The sequence below is a fragment of the Kribbella sp. NPDC056861 genome (genome assembly GCF_040687575.1).
Taxonomy (GTDB): domain Bacteria; phylum Actinomycetota; class Actinomycetes; order Propionibacteriales; family Kribbellaceae; genus Kribbella.
On the sequence record NZ_JBFBNQ010000008.1, the window covers coordinates 526,438 to 548,076 of the forward strand.

Genomic DNA, 21,639 nt, shown 5'->3' on the forward strand with positions numbered 1-21,639 from the left:
TCGCAGACACAAGAACGGCATCGATTCCAGACGTGGTCCGGAATCGATGCCAGCTACCGCCGGTGGTTCAGTCGCCTGATTCGCGCCGGCTCGGGGCCGGCACCGCCAGCGCGGCCTCGATCTTGTCCGCCAGCTTCTCCGGCGTGTTCGTCGGCGCGTACCGGGCGAGCACGCCACCGTCGCGGCCGATCAGGAACTTGGTGAAGTTCCACTTGATCCGGCCCCCGAGCAGGCCGCCCTGCTCACGCTTCAGCCAGTTGTACAGCTCCGGCGTCCGGGAACCGTTCACCTCGATCTTGGCGAACATCGGGAACGTGACGTGATAGATCGTCGAACAGAAGTTCGCGATCTCGTTCTCGTCACCGGGCTCCTGGTGGCCGAACTGGTCGCAGGGGAAACCGAGCACCGAGAAGCCCTGTTTACGGTAGGTCTTGTAGAGCTTCTGGAGTCCGGTGTACTGCGGCGTCTGGCTGCATTGCGACGCCGTGTTCACCACCAGGAGCACCTGGTCGCGGAAGTCGGCAAGAGACTGTTCATTGCCTTCGATCCGGGTGGCGCTGAAGTCATAGACAGTCGTCATATCTCAATCCTGACATGACACGCGCGAGTCCGCGCGCTGTCTGAGATGTCAGACACGCCGCAGAACTGTTACGACCTTTCCGAGGATGACCGCGTTCTTGCCGTCGATCGGCTCGAAGGCCGGGTTGTGCGGCATCAGCAGGATCTCGGTCGCGGTCTTCTTGAACGTCTTCACGGTCGCCTCGCCGTCGATCATGGCAGCGACGATGTCACCGTTCTCCGCGGTCTGCTCCTGCCGTACGACCACCCAGTCGCCGTCGCAGATGGCCGCCTCGATCATCGACTCACCCTTGACCTTCAGCATGAACAAGGTGCCTTCGCCAACCATTGCCTTGGGCAACGGGAAGACCTCTTCGATGTCCTGCTCGGCCAGGATCGGGTTACCGGCGGCGATCTGGCCGACCACCGGCACGTAGACCGCGGCCGGGTGCGCGTCGCCGGCGCCGGTCTCGTCGTACGAGGTCTGCCGGACCGAGCCGAGCGAACCGCGGCGGGCCACGTCGGCCACCTCGTTCGGGTAGCGGACCTCGATCGCGCGCGGCCGGTTAGGGTCGCGGCGCAGCAGGCCCTTCTGCTCGAGCACCTTCAACTGGTGCGACACCGACGAGGAGCTGGTCAGGCCGACCTTCTCGCCGATCTCGCGCATCGACGGCGGGTAGCCGCGGCTGTCGACGGAGTCGCGGATCACGTCCAGCACCCGGCGTTGCCGCGGGGTCAGCCCGGTGGCGTCGGCGGGACCGTCGGGCAGCTCGGAGACGGTCTTGGCGGCCTTGGTGGCAGACCCCGCAGTACTGCGATCGTCCTTGCTGGAACCGCTCGGCGTCCTGGCCATGGTCAGGCTTCTCCTCGGGTCGGGCCGGTCAATCGGGCACCGGCCAGGCTTTGTCGACTGAGAAGACCGTAGACCGAATCCTGAGATTCTTCAAACATCTGTTCGAAGGCGTGTCGGTTCGCACGTTTGTTCGCGTGTCGGGTTATGGAGCCGGCGGCGGCCGGGAATTTCTCCGGCGTGTCCTGGTTGGAAATGGTTGCGTGGAGCGTGCGGTTCGGTTAATCATTCGTACAGACGTTCGATCGAACAGGTGTTCGGGTTGATCGAACGAGGCGGCCGGACGAAAACTGTCGGCGGCCCCAGGTAGACAGAGATCGACAGCGGGACACGAGGTCTGAACGAGGGTCTGGAGGATCCGATGAGCACAGCGGCACTGGCGTCAGGAGTCCTGACAACGGATGTGGTGGCGCCCGAGGTGACGCAGCCCGGGGAGACCCGCCGGCGGCGCCGGATCGCCGGTACCACCACCGAACCCCTCCCGGCCCGCGCCTGCTCCGGCGAGGTGCTGGGCCGCGAGGCCGTCGCCCGGCGTGCGACGGAGGCCCAACGCCCCCGGTCGCGGTCCCGCTCCTGGTCCGCTGACATCGAGCCCTCGGTTCTTCAGTTGACCCGCCGCGGCAAGCTCGTCCTGACCACCCTCTCGGTGATCGTCTTCGGCGCGGCCGTCGCCGTCCTCGGCCTTCGCGTCGCCGGCGTCCTGGACCCGCAACCGCAGTTCGACCACACCATCCAGGTGCAGGTCGGCGCCGGTCAGTCCCTGTGGTCCATCGCCGAGGAGACCAACCCGGGGGAGAACACGGCCCGGGTGGTCGAGAAGATCGCCGACCTCAACAACCTCGAGCGCTCCACCGACGTCGTTCCCGGCCAGACCCTGCAGATCCCGGTCCGCTAGCGCTGTCCCAGCCACTCGTCGCGCGACAGCTCGAAGTGGCAACTGCCGTCCGCTGAAGGTGACTGGGGACGCAAGCCAAGGCTGACCAGTAGTGTCCGCGACGCCTCGTTGGCTTGGTCGCATCCCGCCGTGACGCGCTCCAGGCCGAGATCCTCGAACAGGTACGCGAGAAACGCGGTGGTCGCCTCCCGGCCGTAGCCCTGGTGATGGAAGCCCGGATGGAACTGGAAGCCGACATCTCCTTCCGCCGCCGAGACGCGATAGACGCCGACGTCGCCGATCACCGTCCCGGTTTCGACCAGCTCGACGGCGTAGCCATGCCAAGCCTCGAGTTGGCCCTCGTCCAGAACAGCCTGCGCTGCGAGGTACTGAGCGACTTGGCCGACGTCCATCGGTTCGCCCGGCAGGTGCTTTCGCACCCGCGGGTCAGCCTGGTACGCGCAGAAGTCGTCGAGATCGGCGGGGGAGAACCGCCGGATGATCAGCCGGTCCGTGCTGAGTTGCTTGGTCATGATCGCTCGTTCATATCAGCTGAGCAGCGTGGAGACCTGGACTACCTGGCCGGTCTCGAAGGAGCGGTTGGCCGCCAGCCCGACCAGCAACGAGCGGGCGCCGTCGTGATGATCCGCGCTCCGGCCGAGGGGATCTTCCGCCGGGTCGCCGAAAAGGGACTCGAGCAGCCGCTCGTCTCCTCCGCCATGGCCTTGACCGAGCTCGCCATGGAGCAGCGTCTGCGGCGGCTCCCACAGCGGATGCAAGGTCAGCAGCGCCTCGGTCTCACCCGGCTTCGCATCACCATGCTGTACGGCGGTGGCGTGCTGCTGATCCTCCGGAGGCGTCGCGAAGGTGTTCTCCCGGACGAGCAACTCCAATCGCCCGGCGCTGCCGTTGAAGGCGATCCGATAACCCTCCCACGGTGAGTACGCGGTCAGGTGATAGCTCAAGGAGGCGCCGGTCGAATACCTGACCAGCACCGCCATGTCGTCCTCGATCGTGATTCCCGGCGCGAAGACGTTCTGGTCCCGGTGATAACCGTCCTCGTGCTCGGCCTCGAGATAAAGCTCGCGCAACTGCTCCGATGCCGACAGCTTGATCGCGAACGGGTCGTCCGCCGCGGCCGCTGCGCCATCGGCACGGTCGTAATCGCGCGCCAGCCCGCGCTTCTTCCCGTTCGCCTCGCCATAGAAGAACAGCTTTCCATCGGCGTACACCGACACCGGCTCGGCGCCGATCCACCAGTTCACCAGGTCGAAGTGATGCGTCGCCTTGTGCACCATCAGCCCGCCGGCATTCGCCTTGTCGCGATGCCAGCGGCGGAAGTAGTCCGCCCCGTGCCGCACATCGAGCAGCCACTCGAAATGCACCGAGCCGATCTCCCCGATCGCTCCCGAGGCCAGTACCTCGCGGACCTTCTCGTGCACCGGGTTGTAGCGATAGTTGAACGCCACCCGGACACTCCCACGCGCCTTCTCCGCCGCCGCGAGAATTCGCCGGCAACGCACCGGGTCCATCGTCATCGGCTTCTCGGTGATCACGTCGAGCCCGGCCTCGAGCGCCGTGACGATGTAGTCGTCGTGAGTCCGATCCATCGACGTCACCACGACCACGTCGACGCGTTGTTCCGTCAACATCAGCCCGAAATCAGCAGCGTCGTACTGCGGAATCGCGGGCGTCCCGAATTTCTCGGCCAGCCAGCGATTGTGGACCGTCATCCGGGTCCGGTTCAGATCGCAGAAGCCGACCAGTTCGGCGCGATCGGCGTACGGGCCGGCGATTGCGTGCACGAAAGTCTGCGCCCGGGCCCCCAATCCGACCACTGCGTAACGACGACGGTCCTGGGCAGCTGCAGACAAGGCAAGCTCCTGGTGAGATCGACTGGGAAGCGCTTGCCATGCAATCACGGTGAATTTGTCAGAACAACCCGGTGACCGAATCCGGTCGGCTACCGAACCGTCGCCAGCCAGAGGTCGGCATAACGCCGGCCGTCCACGGCGGTCGCGACCTGCACGACAGGCGGCGCGGCGCCGTACGGGTCGGTGGTCAGATCGCCCGACCAGTCCCGGGTGTCGACGATCGTGCGCCCCCGCGACCAACTGCCGGACAACTCGACCCGCAGCGGGAAGGGCTGGGTGGTGAGTCCGTCCGGATCGATCACGGCGCACACCGCGCCGCCGTCGCCGATGCTGGCGCCGTCCAATTTGTAGAGCTCGCTGCGCCGCTCGATGAGCCGCCTGGCCAGATCCGCCGACGGTGAGCCGTTGAGTTCCTTGGCCTCGGCCAGTGGGATCACCACGTCGTAGAAGACGTCCAGCCCATACATGGTGACCGGCACGTCGAGCTCAGCTGCCGCGGCGAGTGTGATCGCGGCGGCCTCAGGGTCGGTCCAGATGTTGAACTCCGCGGCCGCCGTCGCGTTGCCGATTCCGGCCGCGCCACCCATGAAGACGATCTCGCGCAATCCGGCCGCGGCCTCGGGGTAGGTCCGCAGCAGCAGCGCGATGTTGGTCATCGGCGCCAAGGGGATCAGGGTCACGAGCTCGCCGGTGCTGGCGGCTTCCAGCAGCGCGTCGCGCAGCAGATCCACGGCGTGCCGGGCGTCCGCAGTACGGGTGGAGCGTGGCCAGCCGAGGTCACCGAGACCGTCGGCGCCGTGGACGTGGGCAGCAGTCCGGACTGGTTGCAGCAGGGGGAGTGCAGCACCGCGACCTACTGGTACGTCGGTGCGGCCGGCGGCCTCGAGCACTGTCAGCGTGTTCACGACGACCTGGTCGAGGCCGACGTTGCCGCCGACGCAGGTCACGGCTTTCAGGTCGAGCTCCGGGTGCCGGGCGGCGAGCAGCAGGGCGCAGGCGTCGTCCAGCCCGGTGTCGACGTCGAGGATGACCGGTTTCATGTCTCCATCTTCACCTACCGGCGGACCGTGCCCGCAGCCGGTCGGCGGCCTGCATTTTGCGCCTCGAAAGGGTCTCCGCGGCGTCGCCACGCGGGAGTACACACCGCCGCGCGGGTGTTGAAACATAAAGACGCGCGCGAGATCGGAGCGTTCTTGCAAAGTGTCGGAGGCCGGACGTAGCATCCCTAGATGTAGTAGTTACACCCCTGTAAGTCATCCACAGGTAGTGGTTGGTTACTCACAGGTCATCCACAAGTTGTCCCCAGCTGATCCACAGATTCATCCCCAGACGGGGGTGAACGCTCACGGGAGGAGTGGTCCGCCATGCACTGTCCCTACTGCCGGCACGTGGACTCCCGGGTGGTCGACAGCCGGGTCGCCGAGGACGGCGGAGCGATCCGCCGCCGGCGGCAGTGCCCGGTCTGCGAGAAGCGGTTCACCACCGTCGAGCAGATGCAGTTGACGGTCGTGAAGCGCTCCGGCGCGACCGAGCCGTTCAGCCGGGAAAAAGTCATCAACGGAGTCGGCAAGGCCTGCAAGGGCCGGCCCGTCGGCGTGGACGCCCTGGCCCGGCTGGGCCAGCAGGTCGAGGACGCGCTGAAGGGCAGTGGCTCGCCGGAGGTGCCGGCCCACGAGGTCGGGCTGGCGATCCTCGGACCGCTGCGGGAGCTCGACGAGGTGGCGTACCTGCGCTTCGCGAGCGTCTACCGGCAGTTCGAGTCGGCCGACGACTTCGAGACGGAGATCGCGCTGCTCCGGGCCGAGAAGGAGCCCGAGGGCACCGAGCCCGTCCAAGACATAAATCGGGGATAGCACCACCAGCAGTACCGCGGTACCCAGAGCACCATCAACGGGGCGGTCCCGACAGACCGCGACATTGACAGGCGAGGAGCCAACATGACAGAGACGGTGACCGGCCATTCGGGGTCGACCAAGAGGTCGACGGCCGGGTTCCGCAAGGGCAAGAACGCGCCCGCGGGACTCACCATCGATCGCATCTTCACCACCGAGGGTGTCCACCCTTACGACGACGTGACCTGGGAGCGCCGCGACGTCGTCCAGCAGAACTGGAAGACCGGCGAGACCGTCTTCGAGCAGCGCGGGGTGGAGTACCCCGACTACTGGAGCGTGAACGCCTCCACCATCGTCACCACCAAGTACTTCCGCGGCGCCGTCGGTCACGACAACCGCGAGTGGAGCCTCAAGCAGCTGCTCGACCGGGTCGTGAAGACCTACCGCAAGGCCGGTGAGGACCACGGCTACTTCGCCACCCCGGCCGACGCCGAGGTGTTCGAGCACGAGCTGACCTGGATGCTGCTGCACCAGTACTTCAGCTTCAACTCGCCGGTCTGGTTCAACGTGGGGACCACCTCCCCGCAGCAGGTGTCGGCCTGCTTCATCCTCGCCGTCGACGACTCGATGGACTCGATCCTGAACTGGTACAAGGAAGAGGGGCTGATCTTCAAGGGCGGCTCCGGCGCCGGCCTGAACCTGTCCCGGATCCGGTCCTCGAAGGAGCTGCTGCAGTCCTCCGGCGGCACCGCCTCCGGCCCGGTCAGCTTCATGCGCGGCGCGGACGCGTCCGCGGGCACCATCAAGTCCGGTGGCGCCACCCGCCGCGCGGCCAAGATGGTCGTGCTGGACGTCGACCACCCCGACATCGAGGAGTTCGTCGAGACCAAGATGCGCGAGGAGGACAAGATCCGCGTCCTCCGCGACGCCGGGTACGACATGGACCTCGGTGGCCGCGACATCACCTCGGTGCAGTACCAGAACGCGAACAACTCGGTCCGGGTGACCGACGAGTTCATGCGCGCGGTCGAGGAGAAGGGCGAGTTCGGCCTGCGGGCCCGGATCGACAACTCGATCATCGAGACCGTCGACGCCCGCGAGCTGTTCGACAAGATCAGCCACGCCGCCTGGGCCTGCGCCGACCCGGGCATCCAGTACGACGACACCATCAACGACTGGCACACCACCCCCGAGACGGGCCGGATCACCGCGTCCAACCCCTGCTCGGAGTACATGCACCTGGACAACTCGTCCTGCAACCTGGCGTCGCTGAACCTGATGAAGTTCCTCACCGACGACGACCGGTTCGACTCGGCGAACTTCGTCAAGGCCGTCGAGCTGATCATCACCGCGATGGACATCTCGATCTGCTTCGCCGACTTCCCGACCGAGGCGATCGGCGACACCACCCGCGCCTACCGGCAGCTGGGCATCGGCTACGCCAACCTCGGCGCGCTGCTGATGGCGACCGGACACGCCTACGACTCCGACGGTGGTCGCGCACTGGCGGGCGCTATCACCTCGCTGATGACGGGTACGTCGTACAAGCGCTCCGCCGAGCTGGCCGGCATCGTCGGCCCGTACGACGGGTTCGAGCGCAACAAGGACGCGCACACCCGGGTGATGCGCAAGCACGCCGCGGCCAACGACGCGATCCGCACCGTGCACCCGATCGACGCCGACGTGCACAAGCACGCGACGGCCGCCTGGGACGGCGTCCTGAAGACCGGCGCCAAGAACGGCTGGCGCAACGCGCAGGCCTCGGTGCTCGCGCCGACCGGCACCATCGGCTTCATGATGGACTGCGACACGACCGGCATCGAGCCGGACTTCTCGCTGGTCAAGTTCAAGAAGCTGGTCGGCGGCGGCTCGATGCAGATCGTCAACCAGACGGTGCCGCGGGCGCTGCGTCAGTACGGCTACACCGAGGAGACGATCGAGGCGATCGTCGAGTTCATCTCGGAGAACGGTCACGTCGTCGACGCCCCGGGGCTGAAGACCGAGCACTACTCGATCTTCGACACCGCGATGGGTGAGCGCGCGATCAAGCCGATGGGCCACGTGCGGATGATGGCGGCGGCCCAGCCGTTCCTGTCCGGCGCGATCTCGAAGACGGTCAACCTGCCGGAGACGGCGACGGTCGAGGAGATCGCCGACGTCTACTTCCAGGGCTGGAAGCTCGGCCTGAAGGCGCTCGCCGTCTACCGCGACAACTGCAAGGTCGGCCAGCCGCTGTCGGACTCCAAGGCGAAGAAGGCCGAGGCATCGACCGAGGCCGCGGCCGAGAAGGTCGTCGAGCAGATCATCGAGTACCGGCCGACCCGCAAGCGGCTGCCGAAGTCGCGTCCGTCCCGCACCACCTCCTTCAGCGTCGGTGGCGCCGAGGGCTACATGACGGCCGGCTCCTACCCCGACGACGGTCTGGGCGAGGTCTTCCTGAAGATGGGCAAGCAGGGCTCGACCCTGGCCGGGGTGATGGACGCCTTCTCGATCGCGATCTCGATCGCCCTGCAGCACGGTGTGCCGCTGGAGACCTACGTCCAGAAGTTCACCAACCTGAAGTTCGAGCCGGCCGGCCTGACCGACGACCCGGACGTCAGGATGGCGCAGTCGATCATGGACTACATCTTCCGCCGCCTGGCGCTGGACCACCTGTCCTTCGACGACCGCGCGGCCCTCGGCATCTACTCCGCCGAGGAGCGCTCCCGCCAACTCGACACCGGCTCCTACGAGCCGGCCCCCGTCGAGATCTCGGAAGCCGAGTCCCTGAAGTCGGTCGAGCCGCTGACGGAAAAGGTCGAGGTGGAAGACGCCTCCATCGACGCCGCCGCAGCCAAGCCCGTCTCCTCCGAAGTCCGCACCACCGCCGAAATGTTCGAACTGATCACCGGCACCTCGGTGGACGCTCCCTTGTGCTTCACCTGCGGCACCAAGATGCGCCCCTCCGGCTCCTGCTACGTCTGCGAAGGCTGCGGCAGCACCTCCGGCTGCAGCTGACCACCCCTAGCTGACAGCGCCACGGCCCCCGGGAACTTCCCACTTCCCCCGGGGGCCGCAGCGTGCCCGGAGCACGTCTCGATTCGGCAAGGGGACAGGCTGATGACTCTCCGCTGGCTGCTGATCGATCAGAACAGCGATGACAATCAGGCGATCGCGGCCTGTGCTGACATCGACGGGCTATTCAGCGACGGGCCCCAGGTCGCGAAGCTGATCGGGTGTCGCCCAGAGCCGCCGTTCCGTCGCGCCCTGGATTCGCTCCCGGGCAGTGCCGTTCGTCGCCGCCAGGTCCACGTCGCCGTCCACAGCGTGGACGAGACAGGCGTCGTCAGCGAGGTGATCGGAGCTGGTCTGCAGGGAGCGGTGACAGCTGTCTCCCCATCGGACCTTGGGGATGACCTGCTCGACATCACGTTCGACTCGGCGGTCTTCGGTTCTCTGCCGGCAGGTGCGAGAACAATCTGGGATCTCTGGCAGGTCGGCCGCCCCACCGAACCACGCCTGTGGTTGAGGTACGACCGCGTACTCCGGCACCACTGGTCAGGAGCTGCCTTGGCTCATCATCGCCAGGACAGTCCCGACCGTCCGCCGTCCGCCAGCTACCACCTCGACGGCCGTGGGATCACGGACGTCGAAAGCTTCTACTGCGCGATCGGCGAGGCCATCAACGGCCGCGGTGGCTACTTCGGCTGGAACGCCGATTCCCTCCATGACATCACCTTCGATCAACTAGTCACCTGGCTCACCGAAAACGGAGTACAGGTCGATATCCGCTGACTTCTGAGACGCCAGGCCAACGCCTGCAAGGTGAATCAATCCTGCAGGCGCCGGTCCTGCGCTCAGTGACCGAAGCGATCCGAGTCGGCTTGGGTCGACCCCGTGCCGTCCAAGGCAGCGAGAGCTGACAGTTCCTCGGCAGTGAGTTCGAAGTCGAAGACCGCGAGGTTCTGCTCAAGGCGCTCGCGATTCGCGGACTTCGGGATCGGTACGACGCCCTGCTGCACCTCCCAGCGCAGTACGACCTGGCCCGGCGTCTTGTCATGCGCCTTGGCGGCAGCGGCAACAGCGGGGTGCTCCAGCAGATCCGTGCCCTTGCCAAGCGGGCTCCAGGCCTCAGTGACGATGCCGTGCTCAGCATGGAACTCACGCTCAGCCGACTTGGCCCACATCGGGCTGAGCTGCACCTGGTTCACCTCCGGCGCGACACCCGTCTCGTCGATCAGCCGCTGCAGATGCGCCGGCTTGAAGTTCGACGTACCAATCGCTCGCACCAGTCCTGCCTCGCGCAACTCCAGCAACCCGCGCCAGGCGTCGACGTACTGATCCTGATCCGGGTTCGGCCAGTGGATCAGCAGCAGATCGAGGTACTCGAGCCCAAGCTTCTCCGCACTCGCGTCGAACGCGGTCCGCACGCCCTCCACGCTGTGCCACCGCTTGTTGAACTTGGAGGTGACGAAGAGTTCCTCCCGCGCCACCCCGGACGCCTTCAGCGCACGCCCGACGCCGACCTCGTTGCGGTAGTTCTCCGCGGTGTCGATCAGTCGGTACCCGACCTCGAGCGCCTGTACTACGGCCCGCTCGGCATCGTCGTCGTTCATCGGAGAGGTCCCGAGTCCCAGTCGCGGCAGGACCGCGCCGTTGCTCAGAGTGACGGTTGGAACGTTGCTCATCGATCCTCCAGGCAGCTGCCGACAGTTCTCTAGCCACCGTATCCACGCCGCCAGCAAACCCTTTCCCCACCCCGCGCGGAGCCAGTTCAGGCGGCCGAGACTGAGAGCCGAGACGCGGGCAGCGAATTGTCGGCGGGCTGGGTCATCATGGGGGTCGGCAGGTCAACTGCCGAAGAGAGAAAGCTTGTGAGGGGTGGGCGATGAAGAACCGACTGATCACGCTGGTGGACCTCGGCCTGGACAGTTCCTTCGACGCCTCGATGACGTTCGTCCAAGGCATCACGAGCAACATCAACGCCGGCTGGAACAGCCCGGTGATCGACGTGAACTTCGTCCGCACCCGCGACCACGAGACCGCCTTCTCCGCCCTGACCACCCCGTCCACCGTGCTGCACGTGATGGCGCACGGTGACCACAGCGACGAACCGTCCTTCCTCTCCACCGACGGCCAGACCCAGGTCTCCCTGACCGCCCTGGCCGACTGGTTCCTCGACCGCTCCTGGGGCATCGCCAGCGGCGTGGTGATCGCCGACGGCTGCAAAACCGGCATCGGCAAATGGCAACGCGCCATCCGCGACTGCCTCCAGGACGACATCACCTACATCGGCACCAGCACAGTCATCGGCTGGTACGAAGCCACCGTCTTCTGCTCCGCATTCTACGGCGCCCTGATCCGCAACCGAGGCCTCGGCAAAAGCCCCGCCGAACAAGGCTGGGACGCCGCCACCCGAGCCATCAGCGCCTACGAAACCCTTACCGACGCCCGCTGTCCGTATAAACCAGTCCTCCTAACCCCCAGCCGCCGAGCCCTCCGCTCCCTCGCCGGCTGACTTACAAGGGGCGGAAGCGGGCCGACGTGTTCGGCTCCGTCGGCTGACCCGCCTGGCTCTCAGTCGCCGCCCTGCTCCGCCCTTCGCCCGGCCTACCTGCTCGACTCTCCAGTTGACTTGGGAGCACCCGTCCGACACGCGACGCGTCGCTACGTTCCGTCACCCATGTGAGACTTTTCCGTGGTCCTCGGACCGACCTGGGGCGGGATGTCGAGGCGCGGAGGGTGGACTGTCATGGACACGTTCGAGCAGCCCGATCACGAAACCTTCGCCGCCCGCATCGGCCCACAAGCCTGGCGGATTCTCCTGACCACAGGTGATTTGCGGAGCTACAACCCAGGTCGCGCGCTACTTCGTCAGGGCGACCCCGGCGGTTTCGTCCTGGTCCTCGAAAGCGGCCGGGTCAAGGTCCTGGCCGGCGCAGAAGACGGCGCCCAGCTCATGCTCACCGTCCGTGGTGCCGGCCATCTCCTCGGCGAACTGGCGGGGGACGCCGAAGGCCGCCGTACCGCCACGATCGAAGCCATCGACCAGTGCACCGCGCGGTACCTCGCGCTGCCGGCCTTCGAACGATTCCTGACAGCCAATGACCTGACCGCTGCCTTCCGTGGTTACGTCACCGGCAAGTTCGACCAGGCAGTGACTCGCCAGGTCGATCTGGCCCACCGCCTCGCCGTACGCCGAATCGCCCAGCTGTTGTTCGACATGGTTCGGTTCGCACCGCCCGGCCTCGCTGACCCACTCCGGGTGCCCTTCACCCAGGAGGAGTTGGCCGCCTCACTCGGCATGTCGCGCAGCACGGTCACCGACCAGCTGGCAAAGCTCCGGCGGTCCGGTGCCCTCGGACCAGGCCCGCAACTGGTGGTCGCAGATCTGACCCGCCTTCGCGAGTGGGCCGAAGCCTGACCTCGTGAAACAGCTCACCCGCGCATTGTCCGATTCCGGACAACGCGGGTCGTCGTCCACCGCAAACCTGGTGACACCGACGTTCTCAGGCCCTGGGAGGCAAACCATGAACACATTCCAAAACGCAGGATCCGCAGGCGTGCGCGATCTGCCGCCGTACCGCTCGATGCTTGTCGTGGACATGAAGGACTACAGCGGCGCGCCTGGTCGCCAGCATGGCCACCTCAATGCGCTCATTCCGGAGATCATGCAGAGCGCCTTCACTCGCTGCGGCCTGGAGGAGCTCTGGGCCGAGACCACGTTCGCCGACTCCACGGGGGACGGCTATGCGATCGGCTTGCCGGCCGAACGCCTGCCCTTCCTGCTGAACCCGTACCTCGGTGCACTTCAAGCGGAGCTCGCCGGACGGAGCCAGATGCTGGCCGCGGCCGGCTTCGAACCGATCCGGATGCGAGTCAGTGTCACGGTCGGGCCGGTCACCGACTCCGGCCAGGGAAGCGTGTCGGACGGTGCAGGCGACGCCCGGGTCGAACTCCACCGACTCCTCGACAGCAAACCGGTCCGCGACTTGCTGGCCCGCTCGGGCGATATCACCCGAGTCGCCGCGATCGTCTCGTCCCGTGCATACGAGGACGCGGTGGCTGCCGGCTACAGCGATGAACCCAAAGACCTGTACGTCGAGGCGCCGGTGCAGGTGAAGAGTTACCAGGGCCGGGCCTATCTCCGAGTGCCAGTGCCATCCGGCGAGCTCCTCACGCATGGCTTTGGTAAGCCGGCGGACGGTTCCACGGCGACAGCCACTACGCCTGCTGAGCCTGGCCCGGCCGAAGCTGCTCCGCCCGCCGTTCAGGTCACTGACAACACGCGGTACCGACGAGGTGGAGTGGGCAGTATCGGAACCAGCACAGGACCGATCATCACCGACTCCAGCGGACCGACCCATCTCGGAACCGGGCATCTCTACCTGGACGGTCGCTCGGACCGGGAAACGCCGCAATGACGGCGGACGCCGTACCCGACCCAGAGCAGATGATCCGGACCGCCAGACATGGCGGCGTGGGAAACATCGGGACTCATCAGGGCGCCATCGTGACGGATTCACAGGGCCCGACACATGCCGGTACCGGTCATCTGCTGCAGTACTCGACAGTCAACTCCGGCCCGGTCTTCAACAACTACGTCACGCAACTGATCGAAGCCACGCGGCTTCAGCAGAAGTCGGCGCGGCTCGACGCGGTGATCAGCGAGATCGAGAACCTTCGTGCGGTCTTCGTCCGGCCCGAAGGGTTCGGCCTGCTGCAACGGCGGCTCGAGTCGCCGGGAACCTCGTTGATCCTGACCGGACCACCGGGTAGTGGCCGCAGGACCACCGCCAAGATCCTGCTCTCGCCGTCGGTGGGGTCGGCGAGTGCTCTGCGGTTGCTGTCCAAGGACGATTTCACCGATCAGGAACGCTTGCCGCCCGATGAGATCACCGAGGGCGACCGGCTGCTGCTCGATGTGTCGGAGGTGGAGGAGGGCACTGCCTTCGCGGCGCTGCAGAACGAGTTGCTGCACTGCGTCGCGATCGCCGAACAGCGCAAAGCGCGCCTGATCATCCTGATTCCGCCGCATCGGGACGCGCTGGTCCACGACGATCTGGTGGGACTGATCTGCCGGATCAAACGGCCAGACAGCTGGCAGGTTCTGGCGGCGCACCTCCGGCCGTTCGATCTGCCGGTACCAGGGCGTTCGCGGGTCGACAGCGCGGATCTCGCGGATCTCGATCAACTACCGCTGCGGGACGTTCCGAAGGTGGCGGACCTGTTGCGGCAGGCCCGGGAGCAGAACATCGGTGGTGATGTCCGGACCTGGTTCCGCGCAGCGTTGGCTGCAACGGCCGATCACACGGAGGCTGTCTCGACATACGTCGGCGGACTGAACTCGGTAGCGCAACGAACCTTGCTGCTGGCCGCGGCGATGGCCGAAACCAGCAAAGCCGACACAGTCTTCTCCGCCGAGCTCAGCCTGCACCGCGAACTTGGCTACCAGATCCGGTCGAGATCCATCGGATCGCTGAGCCGGGGATCACGGACCGGATTCGTGGTCTCGACTGTTTTCACACGACCGATGGCATCGGCCGCGTTCGCTTTCGGCAACTTGCTTTCGGTCAGGCGGTGCTCGCTCACTTCTGGGATGCCTACCCGGACTTGCGGCACGAGTTCTCCAACTGGGTACTACGGATCGGAAGCTGGCAGGCCGCGACAGCGCGGGACAAAGAGTTGGTGGCAAGGCGTTTCGCCGAGCAGGTCGCGAGAACCGGCAGCCTTCCCGAACTCTTCGGAGTGGTCGAGGACTGGTCTGAGCGCGGCCGCGACGAGCTGTGGCTGGCCCGAGTCATCCTGACCACAGTTCTGATCGACGAGCGAACTGACTACGAGGTCCGCTCCAAGTTGTACGACTGGTCGAGGAACCCACGGGGTAAGCCAGGCCTGGGCGGCCTGCTCGTCAGCATCTGCGCGACGGAGCTCGCGGTCGGGCATCCCAAGCAGGCGCTGATCCGGCTGCGTTGGCTGTGCGACCACCGGTCGCCGACGGCGCAGAGCGCTCGTGCCGCGATCGCCGAGCTGTGTGAGGACAACCGAACGCTCGAACAGTTCCTCGCCGTACTGACCGACCGGGATCGCTTCGACAGCGAACTCTGCCGATCCATCGTCACACCACGGAGATTGACCGGTATCCCCGGCAGACCATCGCCTCTCGCAGTACGGCGGCTTGCCATCAAGGTTGTCGAAACCTGGCGACTCGCGCTGGACCGCCTGTCGCCGACGGACTGGAGTACGGCGGTTCAGCCATGGCTTGAACAACACGCCTTGGCAGCGGCGAACGATTCCCAGGCCGAAGCGAGCGCGTTGCTGGCCGCAATGCTCGAGCTCTGTGGCAGCCAGGTCGATTTGCTGGCTCAGCTCTACACCACGAACCGGGCTTGGCTAGCAAGCGGCGAATTGGCCGGCTGGCGACGCAGTGCCGCCGCCGGCGTCGAGAACGCAATCCGTGACGCCCTGGCCGTGAAGCCAGCCTTATCCTTAAGCCTCGAAGGAGAATCGCGATGAAACCGACCAGAACACAACTGATCGCGGCTGCCGCCGTCGTACTCCTCGTCTACGTCATCGCACAGTTGATCAACTGGCCGAGCTGGGTGGTGATCGGGGCTTCGGTGATCCTGTTGGTGGCAGCAGCCGTCTGGCGGAGCTCGGCGGGCAACGATTTCATTTCGTCGCGATCTCAGGTGACGCCGGAAGTGCAGACGTTCAACGGCTCTCTGACAACCGCGTCGACAACAGAATCGGAGTCGCAGCCGACCCGGGAGATCTCTGGCGTTCGGTTGCCATCGGCCTCGCCTGAGTATTACTTCGAGCTCTCGGCGACCATCGGCTGGTCGGAGAGATCGGCAACTGGCAGATATGCCGATGCGGGCAGTATCGCTGTCGATGCTGTACTCACCAGAGCCAGGGCGGTGAGCGCCCTGCACGCTCCGAGCGACGAAGGTTGGGTCAGTTGGCGTCTCGCCGCCTTGCTGGGCGAACCGGACCTGGATGAGACGGGCCGGCTGCACGTATGGGCGACAGGCGTGAAGCTGAGGCTGCCGACCGAGGATCGCCAGCACCTGAGGTCGATCGTCGAAGTTGGTCAACGAGAGCAAACCGCGCGGCTCGAGCGACGGCTGGAACTGGAGACGCGGGCGTACCTCAAGGACGACGTCTTCGCGACGGTCGGCTCCGCGGCAAGCTGGTGGTTGGCCCGAAATCCCGGCCAGGTAGAGAAGTGCGTCGGCTTGCTCGGTGACCTGCGACAACTGTCGAACGCGGCCAACGGCAAGATGTCGATCGACGAAGAACTGGAGTCGATCAGCAGCCAGGATGCTGCGCACCACGGCCGCCCAGTGATCTTCGCATCCACGGACACTCCGCCGACGCAACCACTACCCGCCTTCGACTTCGACGGAGCAGTAGCCAAACTGCTCGAAGGCCACGACGAGCCCGAGCGCTCCTTGAAGGCCGACTACCTGGCCAACCTGGAAGCCCGCTTCAACCGCCCCAGCCAAGCCCAACGTATCCGCGAACTCCACGACGTAGACCCCATCACTCCAACCCCCAGTCCCCAGCCTCCAACTAACGAACCACTGACCACCCCGAACCCGGCCCACAAGCGGGTGAACGCCGAGGACCGCACCTACAGTCCGGTGACCACCCAAATATCCACCTCCGAACCAGCAAGCACCGAGCACGTCGGTACGACGTACGGGAACGCGGAGGTGCTCGGCAATGCGCCCGAAGCCGACCAGCCCACGGACGATCAGCTCATGGACGATCAGCCCACGGACGATCAGACCGGCTCAGACCTGCCTGCAGCCAATCGAGCCGCATCCGACCGGCCTGCTCCTGGTCGGGCCGAGCCCGCATCAGCTGCGCTTGCAACCTCTACCTCAACGCCTTTGGCAGCATCGGCACCGCAGATCTCCGGCACCGTCACCGCCACCGGCACCGAAAACTCTGACGGCGTGACACCAAACAAGAACTCGCAGCAGCCGTCCATCGCCGACGAGCCCTCGGCGCAGACCTACCGCGAAAAGTTCTCATCCGAATGACGAACTAGAGGTCCCGGTAGTCCGGCGCCTGTGGAGGCAGCGCCAGGCTACCGGCCCCAGAGCGATCGAATCGCACCCACAGGAACGACACGCTTTGCGTGGCTACGGTGTGTGAGGCGTGGCAGACTTTCTGTGGTTTGTTGTGAGGTGATCACCGCGGGGGTGAGAGGCGAGCGGCCTTGGGGACACTCGGGTATCTGCGGCAGGTCAGGGGTGGTTCACGATGACTCCTATCAAACGAGTACTGCTGCTGGCAGCCGCAGTGGTGGCGGGGTTCTGGCTTCTGGCGATGGCTGTGGATTTCCCTGGCTGGGTTGCTGCGTTGGCTTCGATCGTGGTGTTGGTCGTGCTGGCGGGGGTGTGGAAAGAGGAGCCACCGGTGGTTCGGGTGGCGCCCGCTCCGCCCGCCCCGAAACCGGCGGATCGGGATCCTGTTTTCACTGCGCCGCCGACGCGGACCGTTGTTGGTGTGAGGCTTCCGTCGGCGTCGCCTGACTATCACTTCAGCTTCTCCGCGATCGTTCAGTGGTCGCCGGTGATGACCGGGCTTCGGCATGCGGATCTGGGCAGTGTCGCCGTCGATGCCTTGCTCAGCAGGGCCAAGGCGTTGGCGGCAGGTCAGCAACCGTCGGAGGAAGCGCTGAACCAGCACCGCCTCGCGGCCCTGCTCGGCGAGCCGGATCTCGACGAGAAAGGTCAGGTGCGGACCTGGGCGACCGAGGTCCGGCTCAAGCTGCCGGATGCCGACCTCAAGCACCTGCAGAACATCACCACGCTGCAACGGCGGGCCCAGACCGTGTTGCTGGAACGCCAACTGGAGCAGGACAAACGCGCCTATCTCCGCGATGACGTGCTCGCCACGCCGGGCTCGGCGGTGGTGTGGTGGTTGGCCAACAATCCCGGTGAGGTCGCTCAGTGTGTCGACCTGCTGGGCACGCTGACCCGGCTGTCCGCGGCAGCCAACGACATCCCACTCGATGCGCTCGAACGTCGCTGGGACAGCGAGCACGGCACGTTGGCGCTCGTAGTACCGGAGTTGTCCGGGCACCGCGAGCAAGCGAGTGATGCAGCCGATGATCAGGGCGACAACCCTTCTGGCCAAGGCTGATCCGTCGGGTCGGTAGGGCCGGCGCCGGTGCAGGGGAGGTGCCGGCCCTACCGAGTTCATCATTTGTCCATCCATCGGATCGAGGTGGCGCCGTTGTGGCCGTGGATGGTCAGCAGGGCGTCGATTCCGTCCTGCCAGACTGTGGTGGTGGGATAGCGGCCACCCCAGTGCAGGGTGACGGTGCCGTCGGACCACTCGACGCCCTCGGCGACGACGCCTGTGCCGCTCACTCCTGAGACGTCGACATGCCGGATGAGGTGGAAGCGCCGTGGCCCGGCCGCCGCTGCGACTCTCAGGTGTCTTCGCGGTGGCCGGAGCATCGTCGCGGGTCTGCCGCTGATCTCGTCCATAGCGACAGTCAACGCTCGTAGGCTCCGCTCCACCATGAACCAGCGCTGTATCCACAGGTCACTGAAGGTGCACCCACAAGGTCACTCGATCGTCGTAATCTGATTGCACAGAGTGATCACGTCAGAGCTGGGAGGAGCGGGCCGATGACAGTCATCGACCAATGGACGGGCCGGCACGCACGAGCCTTGCAGGCGGCCCTGCGGCTGACCAGCGAGTCGTTCGCCGAACACCTCGGCATCTCGCCGCGCACGGTGGCCAAGTGGCGCAAACGGCCAGACATGGTCCCGAGTCCGCAACTGCAGGAGGCCCTCGACACCTCCCTCACTCTCGCCTCGGCTGAGGTGCAGACAAGGTTCAGTGCCAGCGTCGGGACGTCGCCGCCTGAGCGCCCGATGATCGACGACTCGCTGGTCGACCAACTGCAGGCGGCGATGGGCGAGCTGTCCCGGATAGTCGCCGCGCTGCAGCCGGCGGATTCCCAACCGGCCGGCCGAGTCCACACCGAGCCTGGCCCGCATTGACCGGGCGTCGACGCCTACTACGGCGTACTGTCGGCTGCCGAGACGCGAAGGGACAACGCGGATGAGGCGGCGAGCAGTGACCTCGGCGAGTGTGCGGTCAGTGGGCTACGACATGGCTAGCGAGACGCTCGAGATCGAGTACGTCAACGGCAGCGTCTACCAGTACTACGAGGTGCCGCAGCCGACGTACGCAGGTCTGCTGGCCGCACCCAGCATCGGCAACTACGTGAACACCCAGATCAAGCCGTACTTCGACGTCGCGGAGGTCTGAGCGACCCGAGGGTTTCCGCCGTGTCACCGGCGGGCACCAATGGGGAAGCACGGGGGTGCGTACTTGCCAGGAGGTGGACATGCGCACTCGTAGAGCCTCTACGACTGGTTCTCGCGTCATCACGATCGTTGTGGTCGTGTGGTTGTTGATCGGCCTCGCCGCGGCCGGCCAACGAAGTTATTTCAAGAACGACAATGCCAGCTGCGCCAAGGTCGGCACGATCGTGGTCACGATCATCGCCGGCCCACTGAACTACATCGGTGCCAACCCGAAGATCGACTGTGAGGCACCACAACCGTCCCGCTGACAGGTCGCACGGCTGCGGATGCTCCGGTATCCGCAGCCGTGCTGTCTGCACCGCGCCGTCGCTAGGCTCCAGGGCAATCGACCTGGGAGGCGACGGCATTGCTGGACGGACTGCGCGACGAGATCGAGAAGGATCTCGAAGAGTTCAAGGTTCCAGGGGCAAGTTGGGCGGTCATCGACAACGGCGAGATCGTCCAGCGGGGGAGCGCCGGCGTACTCGAAGCCGGTCGCGCCGATCCCGTCACCGGCGCCACGCTCTTTCAGGCTTGCTCGCTCAGCAAGCCGATCGCCGTGTTCGCGATGCTGCGGCTGGTCGATCGTGGCCTCCTCGACCTCGATGAGGACGTCAATCGGCGACTGACGTCCTGGCAGGTGCCGTCGGCTGGGGAGTGGCAGCCGATCGTCACGTTGCGGCATTTGGCGAGTCACAGCGCGGGCCTCACGGTGCCCGGATTCCCGGGGTACCGACAGGGCGCCGAGCTGCCGACACCAGTCCAGATCCTCGATGGCGTACGCCCGGCGAACACCTTCGGCGTGCATGTGGATCTCGTCCCCGGCACCCAGTTCCGGTACTCCGGCGGTGGAACCGTCGTACTCCAGCAACTCCTCGAAGACGTCACCGGTACGCCGTTCCCCTCGCTGCTGCGCGAACTCTTACTGGAACCGCTGGGCATGGATGCCAGCGATTTTGCGCAGCCGCTACCGGAAGAGCTCCACGACCAAGCGGCGACGGCACACGACGAGTTCGGACGCCCGGTCGCCGGCCGATGGCACTCGTACCCCGAATTGGCGGCCGCAGGACTGTGGACGACGCCGACCGATCTCGTCGCCTTCGCCCACGGTGTACGCGATGCGTACGTGGGGAGGGAGGGAGCCCTAGTCTCGCCCGATCTGGCGCGGGAGATGCTCACGCCCCAGGTCGCCATCGCTGACCCGTGGGACGCGATGGATGCGCTGGGTCTCGGAGCGTTCCTCGGCGACGGGGGCCGCCGCTTCGGTCACGGCGGATCGAACAAGGGCTTCAAGTGCTACCTGGTCGCGTACCGGGACACGGGGCAAGGCGCGGCCGTCATGACCAATGGGGACAACGGGAGCCATCTCGTCGACAGGGCGATCGCGCGGATCGCAAAGGATTGCGGGTGGGAGGGATACGCAGTCGAAGTCAGTGAGCGGACTGAGGTCAGCGAGGAAGTACTCCGGGCCGCGGCCGGGAGATACCGGCTGGGCGAGAGCCTGACGATGGAGGTGACCGCGTCGGATGGCGCGCTCGAGGTCGTCTTCGGACAGCAGCCGGCGCTGAGGTTCGCGACGCGGGGAGACGGCCGGTTCGCGGCGCGATGGGTGAGTTCGGAGCTGCGGCTGACTGACGACGGCGGTCTGGTCTTCGTCCAGGAGGGCGAGGAGACCGAGTGCATCCGGCTGAGCTGACCGGGCGGGAATAGGTACGCGGGGGAGCGGGTTACACCTGATGTCGTTCAGTGCAAGACCCCCGGGCCTCACACTTCGCCGCTACGAGCGGCCACTCGCCGAGAGGCGTCTACTGAGCGATGCGGTACTCGACGGGTGGGAGCCGGTACGCCGGCCTCCCACCCCTCGTTTGCAAGGGTTCGGCCAAGCTCCGGATCTCGATTTGCATCTTCACCGTGAATCTCAGTAATCTTCTTCTTGTTGGAGCGAGTGCGGGACGCGAAAGCGGCCGGTCGCTCCGAACTCCCCGGAAAGTCCTGGTAGCTGAAGCACGCCCCTGGCGGGTCTTCGGTTGCTGAGTCGCGGGGTGGCTGGATCGAAAAGGGCCGATTTGACTGGCCCGGAGCGAAACAGTAATGTTTGGCGGGTTGCCCCGGAGCTTGAATCGCAAGGTTCATAGCGCGGTGTGCGTCCGATTCTTGAGAACTCAACAGCGTGCCGAAAGTCAATGCCGAATTTGTTTTATCCCGTTTCACGGCATTGGGCGATCCTCTTCATCATGGGCCTATCTGGTTTGTGGTGTGGGTTGTTCTTTGTTTGTGTTCGGATTCCTTTGAGAAATTATGATTCAAGTCAGTTTGATTGTTTCTGAGATAT

Annotated in this window: 23 protein-coding genes; 14 read left to right on the top strand and 9 right to left on the bottom strand. The window is 65.7% G+C overall.

The window, feature by feature from the left end:
• Window positions 1-67: 67 nt before the first annotated feature.
• Both AB0P21_RS36785 and lexA read right to left on the bottom strand, forming a co-directional pair.
• Window positions 68-580, bottom strand: coding sequence for a glutathione peroxidase (locus tag AB0P21_RS36785; RefSeq protein ID WP_363703244.1), 513 nt, complete (start codon window positions 578-580; stop codon window positions 68-70).
• A gap of 48 nt (window positions 581-628) precedes the next feature.
• Window positions 629-1,411 carry a transcriptional repressor LexA gene (gene lexA, locus AB0P21_RS36790; RefSeq protein WP_363703246.1) on the bottom strand — a complete coding sequence of 261 codons (783 nt, stop codon included), beginning with the start codon at window positions 1,409-1,411 and terminating at the stop codon, window positions 629-631.
• 358 nt (window positions 1,412-1,769) lie between these two features.
• On the opposite strand from lexA, the gene AB0P21_RS36795 reads away from it, so the two are divergent.
• Window positions 1,770-2,303, top strand: a complete 534-nt coding sequence (locus AB0P21_RS36795; protein ID WP_363703248.1) for a LysM peptidoglycan-binding domain-containing protein — start codon at window positions 1,770-1,772, stop codon at window positions 2,301-2,303.
• On the opposite strand, the gene AB0P21_RS36800 is transcribed toward AB0P21_RS36795, so the two are convergent.
• From AB0P21_RS36800 to AB0P21_RS36810, 3 genes are all read right to left on the bottom strand, one after another.
• Window positions 2,300-2,815, bottom strand: a complete 516-nt coding sequence (locus AB0P21_RS36800; RefSeq protein ID WP_363703250.1) for a GNAT family N-acetyltransferase — start codon at window positions 2,813-2,815, stop codon at window positions 2,300-2,302. The two genes, AB0P21_RS36795 and AB0P21_RS36800, sit on opposite strands and share 4 nt — an antisense overlap.
• Before the next feature lie 15 nt (window positions 2,816-2,830).
• Window positions 2,831-4,156: a Gfo/Idh/MocA family oxidoreductase gene (locus AB0P21_RS36805; RefSeq protein ID WP_363703252.1), complete on the bottom strand. Its 1,326-nt coding sequence runs from the start codon at window positions 4,154-4,156 to the stop codon at window positions 2,831-2,833.
• A gap of 89 nt (window positions 4,157-4,245) precedes the next feature.
• Entirely contained in the window at window positions 4,246-5,196 is a 951-nt protein-coding gene (locus AB0P21_RS36810) for a nucleoside hydrolase (RefSeq protein WP_363703254.1), read from the bottom strand.
• A 324-nt stretch (window positions 5,197-5,520) separates the two neighbouring features.
• Between AB0P21_RS36810 and nrdR the strand changes: the two genes are divergently transcribed.
• The 3 genes from nrdR (at window position 5,521) to AB0P21_RS36825 (ending at window position 9,762) form a co-directional block, all read left to right on the top strand.
• Window positions 5,521-6,009 (top strand): transcriptional regulator NrdR, encoded by a 489-nt coding sequence (gene nrdR / locus AB0P21_RS36815; protein ID WP_363703256.1) that lies wholly within the window; start codon window positions 5,521-5,523, stop codon window positions 6,007-6,009.
• An 84-nt stretch (window positions 6,010-6,093) separates the two neighbouring features.
• A complete protein-coding gene (locus AB0P21_RS36820; protein ID WP_363703258.1) occupies window positions 6,094-8,985 on the top strand; it encodes a vitamin B12-dependent ribonucleotide reductase in 2,892 nt (963 codons plus the stop codon).
• Window positions 8,986-9,087: 102 nt separating this feature from the next.
• On the top strand, window positions 9,088-9,762 hold the full coding sequence (locus AB0P21_RS36825) for a barstar family protein (protein WP_363703260.1): 675 nt from the start codon (window positions 9,088-9,090) through the stop codon (window positions 9,760-9,762).
• Between the two features lie 62 nt (window positions 9,763-9,824).
• Here AB0P21_RS36825 and AB0P21_RS36830 read toward each other — a convergent pair whose 3' ends face one another.
• A complete protein-coding gene (locus AB0P21_RS36830; RefSeq protein ID WP_363703262.1) occupies window positions 9,825-10,655 on the bottom strand; it encodes an aldo/keto reductase in 831 nt (276 codons plus the stop codon).
• A 200-nt stretch (window positions 10,656-10,855) separates the two neighbouring features.
• On the opposite strand from AB0P21_RS36830, the gene AB0P21_RS36835 reads away from it, so the two are divergent.
• The 3 genes from AB0P21_RS36835 (at window position 10,856) to AB0P21_RS36845 (ending at window position 13,391) form a co-directional block, all read left to right on the top strand.
• A complete protein-coding gene (locus tag AB0P21_RS36835; protein ID WP_270137649.1) occupies window positions 10,856-11,485 on the top strand; it encodes a hypothetical protein in 630 nt (209 codons plus the stop codon).
• A 234-nt stretch (window positions 11,486-11,719) separates the two neighbouring features.
• Entirely contained in the window at window positions 11,720-12,391 is a 672-nt protein-coding gene (locus AB0P21_RS36840; RefSeq protein ID WP_363703265.1) for a Crp/Fnr family transcriptional regulator, read from the top strand.
• 4 nt (window positions 12,392-12,395) lie between these two features.
• Complete coding sequence (locus AB0P21_RS36845; RefSeq protein ID WP_363703267.1) at window positions 12,396-13,391, top strand: hypothetical protein; 996 nt, start codon at window positions 12,396-12,398, stop codon at window positions 13,389-13,391.
• A 98-nt stretch (window positions 13,392-13,489) separates the two neighbouring features.
• Here the strand turns inward: AB0P21_RS36845 and AB0P21_RS36850 are convergent, their stop codons facing one another.
• Both AB0P21_RS36850 and AB0P21_RS36855 read right to left on the bottom strand, forming a co-directional pair.
• The gene (locus tag AB0P21_RS36850) at window positions 13,490-14,161 is read right to left on the bottom strand and encodes a hypothetical protein (protein WP_363703269.1); all 672 of its coding nucleotides are present in this window, start codon (window positions 14,159-14,161) and stop codon (window positions 13,490-13,492) included.
• A gap of 254 nt (window positions 14,162-14,415) precedes the next feature.
• Window positions 14,416-14,559 carry a hypothetical protein gene (locus tag AB0P21_RS36855; protein ID WP_363703271.1) on the bottom strand — a complete coding sequence of 48 codons (144 nt, stop codon included), beginning with the start codon at window positions 14,557-14,559 and terminating at the stop codon, window positions 14,416-14,418.
• On the opposite strand from AB0P21_RS36855, the gene AB0P21_RS36860 reads away from it, so the two are divergent.
• The 3 genes from AB0P21_RS36860 to AB0P21_RS36870 all read left to right on the top strand — a co-directional run bounded on the left by AB0P21_RS36860 (window position 14,548) and on the right by AB0P21_RS36870 (window position 18,126).
• Window positions 14,548-15,483 (top strand): hypothetical protein, encoded by a 936-nt coding sequence (locus tag AB0P21_RS36860; protein WP_363703273.1) that lies wholly within the window; start codon window positions 14,548-14,550, stop codon window positions 15,481-15,483. The two genes, AB0P21_RS36855 and AB0P21_RS36860, sit on opposite strands and share 12 nt — an antisense overlap.
• A gap of 65 nt (window positions 15,484-15,548) precedes the next feature.
• Window positions 15,549-17,018, top strand: a complete 1,470-nt coding sequence (locus AB0P21_RS36865; protein WP_363703275.1) for a hypothetical protein — start codon at window positions 15,549-15,551, stop codon at window positions 17,016-17,018.
• A gap of 223 nt (window positions 17,019-17,241) precedes the next feature.
• The gene (locus tag AB0P21_RS36870; protein WP_363703277.1) at window positions 17,242-18,126 is read left to right on the top strand and encodes a hypothetical protein; all 885 of its coding nucleotides are present in this window, start codon (window positions 17,242-17,244) and stop codon (window positions 18,124-18,126) included.
• 59 nt (window positions 18,127-18,185) lie between these two features.
• Here the strand turns inward: AB0P21_RS36870 and AB0P21_RS36875 are convergent, their stop codons facing one another.
• The gene (locus tag AB0P21_RS36875; RefSeq protein ID WP_363703279.1) at window positions 18,186-18,476 is read right to left on the bottom strand and encodes a hypothetical protein; all 291 of its coding nucleotides are present in this window, start codon (window positions 18,474-18,476) and stop codon (window positions 18,186-18,188) included.
• A gap of 144 nt (window positions 18,477-18,620) precedes the next feature.
• On the opposite strand from AB0P21_RS36875, the gene AB0P21_RS36880 reads away from it, so the two are divergent.
• The 4 genes from AB0P21_RS36880 to AB0P21_RS36895 all read left to right on the top strand — a co-directional run bounded on the left by AB0P21_RS36880 (window position 18,621) and on the right by AB0P21_RS36895 (window position 21,003).
• Entirely contained in the window at window positions 18,621-18,998 is a 378-nt protein-coding gene (locus AB0P21_RS36880; protein ID WP_363703281.1) for a helix-turn-helix domain-containing protein, read from the top strand.
• Between the two features lie 61 nt (window positions 18,999-19,059).
• On the top strand, window positions 19,060-19,269 hold the full coding sequence (locus AB0P21_RS36885; RefSeq protein WP_363703283.1) for a KTSC domain-containing protein: 210 nt from the start codon (window positions 19,060-19,062) through the stop codon (window positions 19,267-19,269).
• Window positions 19,270-19,348: 79 nt separating this feature from the next.
• Window positions 19,349-19,576 carry a hypothetical protein gene (locus tag AB0P21_RS36890; RefSeq protein ID WP_363703285.1) on the top strand — a complete coding sequence of 76 codons (228 nt, stop codon included), beginning with the start codon at window positions 19,349-19,351 and terminating at the stop codon, window positions 19,574-19,576.
• A gap of 98 nt (window positions 19,577-19,674) precedes the next feature.
• Entirely contained in the window at window positions 19,675-21,003 is a 1,329-nt protein-coding gene (locus AB0P21_RS36895) for a serine hydrolase domain-containing protein (protein WP_363703287.1), read from the top strand.
• Window positions 21,004-21,639: the final 636 nt, after the last annotated feature.